Source organism: Mycobacterium sp., from assembly GCF_032159565.1.
In the GTDB taxonomy this organism is placed as follows: Bacteria; Actinomycetota; Actinomycetes; order Mycobacteriales; family Mycobacteriaceae; genus Mycobacterium.
In genome coordinates this window covers 1-10,294 of record NZ_JAVHWR010000035.1, presented here as the reverse complement: position 1 = coordinate 10,294, position 10,294 = coordinate 1, and the positions used below count along the sequence as shown (strand labels likewise).

Annotated in this window: 10 protein-coding genes and 1 pseudogene; 2 read left to right on the top strand and 9 right to left on the bottom strand. The window is 66.9% G+C overall.

The window, feature by feature from the left end; all coding sequences use genetic code 11:
- The 6 genes from QOC76_RS04530 to QOC76_RS04505 form a co-directional block, all read right to left on the bottom strand.
- Positions 1-446, bottom strand: a 446-nt coding sequence (locus QOC76_RS04530) for a MaoC family dehydratase (RefSeq protein ID WP_526354629.1), incomplete at its 3' end; no start/stop codon positions are given.
- Positions 443-1,456, bottom strand: coding sequence for an acyl-CoA dehydrogenase family protein (locus QOC76_RS04525; protein ID WP_526354627.1), 1,014 nt, complete (start codon positions 1,454-1,456; stop codon positions 443-445). The genes QOC76_RS04525 and QOC76_RS04530, both read right to left, overlap by 4 nt.
- 4 nt (positions 1,457-1,460) lie before the next feature.
- On the bottom strand, positions 1,461-2,588 hold the full coding sequence (locus tag QOC76_RS04520) for an acyl-CoA dehydrogenase family protein (protein WP_526354625.1): 1,128 nt from the start codon (positions 2,586-2,588) through the stop codon (positions 1,461-1,463).
- 55 nt (positions 2,589-2,643) lie between these two features.
- Positions 2,644-3,627: a DUF3533 domain-containing protein gene (locus tag QOC76_RS04515; protein WP_526354623.1), complete on the bottom strand. Its 984-nt coding sequence runs from the start codon at positions 3,625-3,627 to the stop codon at positions 2,644-2,646.
- Positions 3,628-3,703: 76 nt separating this feature from the next.
- Entirely contained in the window at positions 3,704-4,321 is a 618-nt protein-coding gene (locus tag QOC76_RS04510) for a cysteine hydrolase family protein (RefSeq protein ID WP_526354621.1), read from the bottom strand.
- Entirely contained in the window at positions 4,318-4,971 is a 654-nt protein-coding gene (locus QOC76_RS04505; RefSeq protein WP_526354619.1) for a rhomboid-like protein, read from the bottom strand. Before QOC76_RS04505 ends, QOC76_RS04510 begins: the two co-directional genes overlap by 4 nt.
- A 278-nt stretch (positions 4,972-5,249) precedes the next feature.
- Between QOC76_RS04505 and QOC76_RS04500 the strand changes: the two genes are divergently transcribed.
- A complete protein-coding gene (locus tag QOC76_RS04500) occupies positions 5,250-6,536 on the top strand; it encodes a DEAD/DEAH box helicase (protein WP_526354633.1) in 1,287 nt (428 codons plus the stop codon).
- 76 nt (positions 6,537-6,612) lie between these two features.
- Positions 6,613-7,467: a polyphosphate kinase 2 gene (gene ppk2, locus QOC76_RS04495; RefSeq protein WP_526354631.1), complete on the top strand. Its 855-nt coding sequence runs from the start codon at positions 6,613-6,615 to the stop codon at positions 7,465-7,467.
- 16 nt (positions 7,468-7,483) lie between these two features.
- Here ppk2 and stpK7 read toward each other — a convergent pair whose 3' ends face one another.
- The 3 genes and pseudogenes from stpK7 to QOC76_RS04480 all read right to left on the bottom strand — a co-directional run.
- Complete coding sequence (stpK7, locus tag QOC76_RS04490; RefSeq protein WP_526354617.1) at positions 7,484-9,304, bottom strand: serine/threonine protein kinase StpK7; 1,821 nt, start codon at positions 9,302-9,304, stop codon at positions 7,484-7,486.
- Positions 9,305-9,398: 94 nt separating this feature from the next.
- Positions 9,399-9,554: a hypothetical protein gene (locus tag QOC76_RS04485; RefSeq protein WP_526354615.1), complete on the bottom strand. Its 156-nt coding sequence runs from the start codon at positions 9,552-9,554 to the stop codon at positions 9,399-9,401.
- A 10-nt stretch (positions 9,555-9,564) separates the two neighbouring features.
- A pseudogene (locus QOC76_RS04480) lies at positions 9,565-10,294 on the bottom strand (serine/threonine protein kinase); the annotation flags it as partial.

The window sequence follows — 10,294 nt, the reverse complement described above, 5'->3', positions numbered from 1 at the left end:
TCGGTACGCCACATCACCAACACGAATCTGCCTGACCTGCCTTCCTTTTCGACGATCGAGTCGACGGTGCGCGTCATCTCGACCGCGTCGCCGTGGTAAGCGGGCAGATGGAACGCAGTGCTCTCGCCACCGGCCATCCGCCGAGGCGCACGAGGAAACGCCATGCTGCCCGTCACCGCGCCCGACGAGCCGTCCGGCCGCAGGTCGCCGAGCGCCGCGACACCCAGAATCGAGTACTGCAGATACAACGGCGGGCAGACGATGTCGCGGTAGCCGTGCCCGCGCGCGTAGTCGGGGTCGAACCACAGCGGGTTGTGGTCGCCGACCGCCGCCGCCCACCGCTGCCAGTCCCGCCGGTACACCTCGCCGGTCACGACGGCGACGACCTGGCCGATTCTCCCCGCCGACTCCGGATCGATGAGGCTGCCCCGAGAACCTCCGGTCACCGCCGGCCCTCCCAGTCCTTCTCGTCCTCAAGCCATTTCGCGGCGATATCGGCACCCCCTCCCACCGTCGACAGCACCCGCGCGCGTTCGGAATACCGGTACAAGCCGGTATCGACCACATAGCCCATACCGCCGTGCAACTGATGTGCGTCCAGCGTGATCTTCTTGACCTCGGCCGCGCGTATCCGCGCTACCGCCGTTTCGCGCGTGCCGGTGCGGCCCTTCCCGATCCAGAACACCGCCGACTGCGCGGCGAGCCGGGCCGCCGTCAGCGCGATGTGCATGTCGGCAACCAGATGCTGTGCCGCCTGAAACGACGCGATCGGCCTTCCGAACTGTTCACGCATCTTCGTGTAGTCGACCGTGTGGTCGATCACCGCCTCGCCGACGCCGACAAGGTCCAGGCAGTCCAGCGCCACAACGGCATTGGCGAAGCGGCGCAAATGGTCCTCACCGACCGCCGCCACGTCGTCGACCACCACTTCGTCGAACCGCACCGTGAATGCCTGGCCGCCCATCAGCGGCACGGGCTCAACCGTGATGCCGGGCGTCGAGGCGTCAACGACCGTCACACCTGCGTCGGTGCTGACAATCAGCACGGCGGCGACATCCGCGTCGGCGACGAAATCCGCTACACCACTCACCCGCCAGCGGTCGCCGTCAGCCCGCGCCTGCAGCCGCGGCGTCACGTCGGAGGCATCCCGCGGGTCGAACAAGGCCATCGTCGCGCGCGCCTCGCCGGTCGTGAGCCCAGGCAGCCAAGCCCGCACACCAAGCCAGTCCATGGCCAATGCCGCGTACACCGTGCTCTGAACGGCTCTTGAACACAACGCTCTTCCGGCCTCGACGCAGAAGAGGCCGACGTCGGTGAGGCTGCCGTCGAGAGGCAGTCCGAGCACGCCCGCGTCGGCCAGCGCCTTCCACTGCGCGTCGGGCTCGAGTTCTGCCGCCAGCAGGCTGCGGCACATCGCGGCCAGATCGCGTTGGTCCTGATCCAAAATCACTCGCATCGCGTCACCGACCGTACGAGGGCATTGTGTGACCGCGCTGGGCGATGACGTCGCGCAGGACTTCGTTGGTGCCGCCGCCGAACCGCATCAGCGGCGACACCCGATAGAGCCGCTCGAAGAAGTTCCCGACGCGAAGGCCGTCGGGTCCGAGCAGATCGATCGCGAGGTCGGCGATGCGCTGACGCAGTTCGCTGGTGAAGATCTTCTCGACGCTGACCTCCACCGACGGGATGCGGCCGCTGTCGAGCAGCGACGCGGCTTGCAGGCCCATCAGCCTGGCGACCTCGACGTCGGCCTCGGCCTGTGCGAGGCGGCGGCCGAACACCGGGTCGGGGCGCCCCGTCATCGCGATCAGGTCGTCGAGCGCGCGTCGAAGGTCGCCCGCGTTGGTCAGCGCGCCGCGCTCCAGGTCCAGCGCCCCGATGATGTACGTCCAGCCGGCGTTGACCTCGCCGATCAGGTTGGTCACCGGGACGCGGACGTCGTTGAAGAAGGTCTCGTTGGTGCGGTAGCCCGACCAGGCGTACAGCGGATGGATCTCGATGCCGGGGCTGTCGATCGGAACGGCCATCACCGAGATGCCGCGGTGTCGCGGGGCGTCGGGGTCGGTGCGCACGCACAGCCACTCGTGGGTGGACCGCTGGGCGCCGCTGTTCCAGATTTTCGAGCCGTTGATCACCCACTCGTCGCCGTCGCGGACCGCGCGGGTCCGCAGGGCGGCCAGGTCGGTGCCTGCGTTGGGCTCGGAGTAGCCGAGCGCGAAAACGATCTCCCCCCGGGCGATGCCGGGCAGGAAGTCCATCTTGTTCTGCTCGGTGCCGTGCCGCATGATCATCGGCGCCACCGACGTCACCGTCAGGTCGGGCCCGGGCACACCGGCGTACTCGAACTCGCTCATCAGCAGATGCTGATGCATCGCCGTGAGGCCGAGGCCGCCGTACTCCGTCGGCCAGTTCAGACCGAACCAGCCCTTCTCGCCGATCTTGCGGCGGAACGCCGTCAGCTCCCCGCCCTGGTACTCCAGCCCGTGCTCGGCCATCTCGGCCTTCAGCGCGGGCGTGACGTTCACGGCCAGGAACTGCCGTACCTCGGCGACCCATCTGCGCTGCTCGTCGTCGAGCTCGAAGTCCACGCAGGCGACACTATCGAGAAGCTGTCTACCGGTGCGGGCGAACGGGGCAACGCCGTCATGCTTGCGCGGGCGAGCGGCCCAGCTTGCGCGAGAAGATGATCAACGCGGTCAGCGTGACGACGAGCCACGCCGCCAAGACGACGTACGGCAGCAGCCGCTGATTGTGCGGGAAGTACGCCGCCGAATGGATCGCGCTCACCGTCGCCCCGCTCGGCAGGGCGTGGTTCAGGAACGCAAACGGCTGCGGCAGAAGCGATGCGGACACCGCTCCGCCCGATGAGGTGTTGCCAAGCAGAATGAACATCCCCCACGTCGGGATGATCGCCCACTTGTGAATCAGCACGATCATCGTCGAGTTGAACAATGCCGCGATCGCGATCTGCATCGACACCAGCAGCCACAGCTCCGGGAACGGCGCACGCAACGCCCCGAGGATCGGCCCGGCCACCGCGGCGAGCGCCGCGCCACCGACGACGGCCAGGATGCCGACCACCGCCAGCCATCGCCCCAGCGTCAGCGTCTTGACGTTGGCGCGCAGCTGGAACATCGTCACGAACCCGAGCAGCGTGGCCGCGATGACGAGATAGAACGTCGCAAGCCCCGCGGGATCCGATGCCGGCAGCGGATGCAGGTCGACGATCGGCAACAGATACCGCCCCGGCGTGGACTGGTCGAGTTGCATCAAGGCGCGCGCCGACGACGGGTCGCTCGCGCTCGACACCAGCAGTTGGGGCGGCGTAACGCTGGCATCGATGACTGCGGGCACCTCCTGGCGATTGACCGCCGCGATCGCCGCCTCACGCGACGGGTATCTGCGCTCGTCGAACTCGTGAGCTCTGACCTCGAGCTCACTGAGGATCTGCGCGGACGGCGCGCCGACGACACCGATCGGCAGGTGGCGGGGAATCGGTCTGCCCAGCGCAACGGTGTAGGCCCAGACGAACGACGACGCCATGAACAGTGCTATAGCGAGAATCGTTGCGACCTTGCGGATCTCGAGCGGTACCGCCTTCACTCGCTCCATCACTGACACGGACATGGCTGTGATCTGGTCTACCCCGGCAGCCCTGCAGGAAACATCGACGTTTCGGTCAACGGTCAGGGGCGCGCCTGACTCATCGGCTGTTGCGAATCGCGTCGACGACCTCGTCCGTGGACACCACGGCGGCGTAGTTGGGGAGGTTCACCTCCAGCGCGGCGTGCATGTGGTCGTCGGAGTAGCTGGTCGTGGCGTCCTTCAGGACGGTCATCTGGTAGCCGAGTTCGGCGCCATAGCGCACGGTCGCCTCGAGGCAGGTGTGCGCGATCAGCCCGACGACGATGAGCTCGTGTATGCCGTGCTTCTTGAGCAGCAGGTCCAGGTCGGTGTTGGCGAAACCGCTCGAGCACCAATGCTCCTCGGCCACGACGTCGCCCGGCTGCGGCAGAAACTCATTGCGCAGCTCGCCGCCCCACGTGCCGAACTCGAACGTCCTGCGGTCCCACGCGGCCTTCTGGATGGGCGCGATGTACTTCCACGTCTCGTAGTCGCCGAGGCGGTACCGGTGGTGCAGCGCGTAGAACACCCGGATCTGCGCTTCGCGCGCGGCGTCGAGCACCTGCTTCATGTGCGGGATACAGCCGTTGACCTCGGCCACGCCCTTGAGGCGGTCCCACACCTTGCCGCCTTCGGAGATGAAGTCGTTGTACGGGTCGATCACCAGCAGACCGGTGATGCCCGGCGTGAAGATCATCCGCCCATCTTGCTTCGGGATGCGGCCGGTGGGTACGGCACTCGGTCACGATCGGGCGCCAACGGGATGGCGGCGAGACCGACCAGCAACGCCGTGAGGTGCCCGATCTCGGTGAAGGTCGGCCTGGCGGCTGCGTTGACGCTCAGCGCGGCGACGGCTGCGACTTGGCTGCGGGATCGCCACGGCGGTGCGACGTAGCCGGTCAGGGTGCCTGCCACGCCTAAGAGGAAGTAGCTGACTCCGACATCGCGAGCTTCCACGAGTCGCTTCGGCGCTCTGCCCCTGCGAATCTGCAGACGCAGGTAGCTCTGGCCGACGTACGTTCCGACGACGTGAGCGCCCAACCCGACGAGAAGCCAACGCCACCAACGCAACCGCCGTTCGGCGGGCGCGACGACGCCGACGAACATCGGAACGTAAGGCGACCATTTGCGGTCGTCGAGCCAGAACAGGCTTGCGGCGAGCACCCGCGACGGCTCGGCTCGCAGGCGACGGAGATTGGTGGAATGGGTCCGCTGGATTCGTTTGGCCTTGCGTCGCCCGGCCGACCGCTGAACGCGTGTTGTGACGAACAGCACGGCCAGCCAGGCGAAGCTGAGCGGAGCACTGGCGACGCCACGAACCCGCCGGCTCAGCTGCGCGTTCTTCATCACATTGAACGTAGTCGTGCGGGATCCCGCGGCATCGTGGGCTACTATGAATACAACGTTGGCTGTTCAATGGATCAGCCGACACGTCGTGAAACGCTTCTTCATCCCTCGGCGCCGCCCAGAAATTGGGCCGTGCGACCGCCTCAGATGATTCGTGCACCAGCACAGCTGTATCGCGGCGATCGATTTTGCCCACCGGCAATCTCGCCACCATGTGCTGAGCTACCGCGCGACCATGCGCCGCCAATTCATCACATCGATGCCTGAAAGGCACCGCCCTGAATACCGACACGACTTTCGCCGACCTCGGCGTCAGCCAGCCCTTGATCAACGTGCTCACCGAGCGCGGGATCACTCAACCCTTTCCCATCCAGACCGAAACCCTGCCCGACACCCTTGCCGGCCGCGACGTGCTCGGCCGAGGCAAGACCGGCAGCGGCAAGACGCTGGCCTTCGCCATTCCGCTGGTCACCAGGCTCGCCGGGCGACGCCGCCGCGCGTCGCGGCCGTCCGGACTTGTGCTCGCTCCGACCCGCGAACTGGCCACCCAGATCAGCGCCGCACTGCAGCCACTGGCCGCCGCCTGCGGCCTGACGGTGACCACGATCTTCGGCGGCGTGGCCCAGTCCCGACAGGTCACCGCGCTCAAGGCTGGGGCCGATATCGTCGTCGCCTGCCCGGGCCGGCTCGAAGATCTGATGAGGCAACGAGTCGTCAGCCTTGATTCGGTCGAGATCACGGTCATCGACGAGGCCGATCACATGGCCGATCTCGGCTTCCTGCCCGGTGTGACGCGCATCCTCGCCGCCACCCCGGCGGGCGGGCAGCGGCTGATGTTCTCCGCTACGCTCGACAACGGCGTCGACAAACTGGTCAAGCGCTTCCTGCGCAACGAGGTCATGCACTCCGTCGACAGCGCCGACTCGCATGTTTCCGAGATGACGCACCACGTCTTTCATGTCTCCGATGCGCAGGCCAAAAAGGAACTGGTGCACCGCCTCGCCTCCGGGCACGGCCGCCGGATCCTGTTCATGCGCACCAAGCACCAGGCCCGCAAGCTCGCGAAACAGCTGACTGAATCGGGTGTTCCGTCAGTCGATCTGCACGGAAACCTTTCTCAGCCCGCGCGGGACCGCAACCTTGCGGCGTTCGCCGCAGGCGAGGCCCGCGTGCTGGTGGCGACCGATATCGCCGCGCGTGGTGTGCACGTCGACGGCATCGAACTCGTGGTTCACATCGATCCGCCCGCCGAGCACAAGGCCTATCTTCACCGCTCCGGACGCACCGCGCGGGCCGGCAATGACGGCGACGTCGTCACCGTCGTGCTACCCGAACAGCGCAGGGACACACAGGCTTTGATGCGCCGTGCCGGAATCAAGGTGACGCCGCAGCACGTGACCGCCGACTCGGCCGCCGTGCACGCCGTCGCAGGCGAGGTCGCGCCCTACCGGGCTCCGAAGCCGACGTCGGCTCCACCGGCGGCGCCGTCGTCGTCGTCGCAACGACCGAAGAATGGTCGGCGACGGGGTGGTCGTCCCTCGCGCGCGAGGGCGGGTGCTCGCTAGCGCCGCTCGCTGATTGGGTATCCCACCTTTCGTGGGTGCCACCAACGACGACGACCTCGACATCGATCTCGAAGACCTGTCGACCGACGAGCACGGCTACACGATCGAGACCGAGGACGACGACGATCCGGTGCTGCTCGACCGCGACGGCAGGCCCGTGGAGACCTGGCGCGAGCGATACCCCTACGACGAGCGGATGTCGCGCAACGAATACGAGTGGCTGAAGCGCCGGCTGCAGATCGAGCTTCTGAAGCTGCAGAACTGGAGTAAGCGGACCGGCGCGCGGCACGTCATCCTCTTCGAGGGTCGCGACGCCGCCGGTAAGGGCGGCACCATCAAGCGGTTGATGGAGCACCTCAACCCGCGCGGCGCGCGCGTCGTGGCGTTGGAGAAGCCGACCGACACCGAGAAGTCGCAGTGGTATTTCCAGCGCTACGCGGCGCACCTGCCGTCGTCAGGCGAGATGGTCCTGTTCGATCGGTCCTGGTACAACCGCGCCGGAGTGGAACGGGTGATGGGCTTCTGCACGCCCGAGCAGTATCTGGAGTTCTTGCGGCAGGCGCCGATGTTCGAGGACATGCTCGTCAGCGAGGGCATTCACCTGACCAAGTTCTGGTTCTCGGTGTCGCCGGCTGAGCAGCGCACCCGGTTCGCGATCCGGCTGGTGGATCCGGTTCGGCAGTGGAAGTTCTCGCCGATGGACCTGGCCTCGATCGACAGGTGGTCGGAGTACACGGCGGCCAAGGAGGACATGTTCCGCGTGACGGACACCGACATCGCGCCGTGGATCGTGGTGAAGAGCAACGACAAGAAGCGCGCCCGCATCAACGCGATGCGCTTCCTGCTCGCCAAGTTCGACTATGACGACAAGGACGAGTCATTGGTCGGCGAGCCCGATCCGCTGATCGTCGGGCGGGCGCTCGAGGACTAGGTCGGCGACGGGGCGATCAGCTGATCGCGCCGTTGATCACCGGCTTGGCGATGATGCCTTTGTCCACTCCCCATTTGGTGGCGATGGCCTCGTACTGGCCGGTCGATATGAGGTGCTCGAGCGCCTGCCGCAGGGATTCGGCCAACCCCGAATCCTTCTGCACCGGCCATCCGTACGGCGCGGTGTCGAACTGCTCGCCCGCGGGTTCCAGCGCGCCGCCGCTGCCCTTGATCGCGAACCCCGTCACCGGTGAGTCCGCCGACATCGCGTCGATCTGACCGTTGATCAACGCCGCGGTGAGCGCGTCCTGGCGGTCGTAGACGACCGCCTGCACCGGCGGCAGTCCGGCCGCGACGCATTGATCGCTTTTGGCCGGAATCTCGACGGTTTCGTGAGTTGAGCCAGGCGTCATCCCAATCCGCAACCCGCACGCCGCATTTGGGTCGATGCCCGATCCGCTGCGCTGCGCCCACAACGTCCCTGCTTCCAAATAGGTGACGAAGTCGACCTGCTCCTGGCGCTCCAGCGTGTCGGTGAACGACGACATCCCGACGTTGATCTCTGAACTCTGAACCGCCGGAATGATGTCTTCGAAGAGGAACTCGCGATACTCCGGGATGAGGCCGAGCGTCTTCGCCACCGCATTGATCAGGTCGACGTCGAAGCCGACGATGTCACCCGCGGAGTTCTTGAATTCGTTTGGGGCGTAGGGAACGTTGACGCCGACCGTCAGCCGACCCGACTCCTTGATGCCGGCGGGCAGCGTCGCCGCGATCGCCGGCACCAACCCGCCCGCATCGTCCGAGGGCCCCGGGGGCGCCGACGTCGCCGTCGGGCCTGCCGAAGGGGCGCCCTCGCTTCCGCCCCAGAACTGCCACGCCCCGAAAACCAGTGCCGCACCGAGCAGCACCGCGGCACCAAGGATCGCCAGGACGCGCCCGGACAATCCCCGCCCCGGCGTCGACGCCTTGGTGCGCCGAGCCGAATGCCGCCCGGATCTACCAGTCGTCCGCACCGGCACGGTGAGCGCGCGTCGCGCGGCGGCGGCCATTTCGCCCGCGGTCTGATAGCGCCGGCTCGGCTTCTTGGCCATCCCCCTGGCGATCACCTCGTCGAACGCGGCCAGCTTCGGATCGACGGCCGACGGCTTCGGCGCAGGCGCGTTGATATGCATGGCGATCTGCTGCTCGAGGCTGTCCACGGGATACGGCCGCGAACCCGTCAGGCATTCGTAGAGCACGCAGGAGAGCGCATAGACGTCCGAGCGCGAATCGATCTCGCCGCCCTCGAACCGCTCGGGCGACATGTAGGCCATCGTCCCCAGCGTGCTGCCCGCCGTCGTCAGCCCTTGCTGACCAGCCGTGCGGGCCAGCCCGAAGTCGATGAGGTAGGCGAAGTCGTTCTTGGTGACCAGGATGTTCGACGGCTTCACGTCGCGGTGGATCAAACCTAATTCGTGCGCGGCGTCCAGCGCTGCCGCGACCTGGTCGATGATCGACACCGCCAGCGCCGGCTTCAGCGGCGTCTTGTCGTCGTCCTCGCCAAGCATGGCCCCGAGGTTGCGGCCGTCGATCAGTCGCATGTCCAGGTAGAGCTTGTCGTCGATCTCGCCGAAGCCGTGGATCGGCACCACGTGCGGTTCGTTGATGCCCGCTGCCGCCTGCGACTCCCGCCGGAAGCGCTGCTGGAAGACGGCGTCCTTTGCCAGGTGCGACGGCAGCAGCTTCAGGGCGACGATGCGATCGGTCTTGGTGTCGAAGGCCCTGTAGACCTCGCCCATTCCGCCCCGACCGATCAGCTCCTGCAGCTGATAGTGCCCGAATGGCGCCGTATCCACCGCGTTTACTCCTCGGCCGGCGAACCCGCTTTGATGTGTCGCTTGAAGCTACACCAGGTTTGCCGAGGTTGTCCGCGGGTGCATCAACACCGGGTCAGGTCTCGTCGGCCACCTGATCTCGGGTTTGATGGCCGCCGGGCGCGTCCGGATCGTCGTTTCGATGCTCGAGTTCGTCCTGCAGGTCCCGCTGATCCTCGGTGGCTTTCCTCGCGTCCTCCGGATTTTCCGGCGGATCGTTGCGCTGGTCCATCGAATCTCCCCTACCGCGTCCCGTACTGCAGCGCCGGCTCGTCGGAATCGACCCCGCCATTGCTGAGGATCCTGAGCCGGTCCGGCCGGATCTCGTATCGGGCGCCGTCGGCCGGATTCGTCACATCGAACCCGCCGCCGTCAGGCGCCGCATTGTTCAGCTGCAGATTCGCGCCGTCGCGCAGGCGTTCACCCCTGTACTGGTAGTTTCCCGGCGACGTCTCGCAAATCACCGCCATGGACATCGAGGTCTGGATCGCTGCCACCACCGCATTGCCGTCGTCGCAGCGGGTGGTGTGCCCGACGAACCCCTGGCTGTCCATCCCGGTCATGCCCGCCAGCCCCGCCGAGCTCGTCGACGACGTTCTCGTGGGCGTGGTCGATGTCTTCGATTCGGTCGTCGTCGAGGGCGTCACGATCTCCGTCGTCGTGCTCGCCGACGGCGGCAGCGCCAACGATGTCTGGGGCGTCGTACCGGTGTCGCCACCACCGAAGACCAGCATCGACGCGAGAATCAAGGCGATACCGAGGAGCAGAACCGTCGCCGCCGCCAGCATCACCTGAGTGCGGCCGAACCTCAGCTTGCGGTCCGGCGGCGGCGTCGGTGCGGGCGTGGAGACCTGCGGCGGATACGGCGTGTATCCGGTCCCCGACGGGTTCTCGTATATCGCCGAGAACTGCTGTGTGCCGGTCGGCGGAGGCGGTGTCGGCAGCGGGGGACGCGGCGGCAGCGCCGAACCC

What these genes read in the sequence shown, in the direction of transcription:
- QOC76_RS04525 (WP_526354627.1), bottom strand. Translation starts at nt 1,456, where the DNA reads ATGCGAGTGATTTTGGATCAGGACCAACGCGATCTGGCCGCGATGTGC.
- QOC76_RS04515 (WP_526354623.1), bottom strand. Translation starts at nt 3,627, where the DNA reads ATGTCCGTGTCAGTGATGGAGCGAGTGAAGGCGGTACCGCTCGAGATC.
- QOC76_RS04510 (WP_526354621.1), bottom strand. Translation starts at nt 4,321, where the DNA reads ATGATCTTCACGCCGGGCATCACCGGTCTGCTGGTGATCGACCCGTAC.
- QOC76_RS04505 (WP_526354619.1), bottom strand. Translation starts at nt 4,971, where the DNA reads ATGAAGAACGCGCAGCTGAGCCGGCGGGTTCGTGGCGTCGCCAGTGCT.
- QOC76_RS04485 (WP_526354615.1), bottom strand. Translation starts at nt 9,554, where the DNA reads ATGGACCAGCGCAACGATCCGCCGGAAAATCCGGAGGACGCGAGGAAA.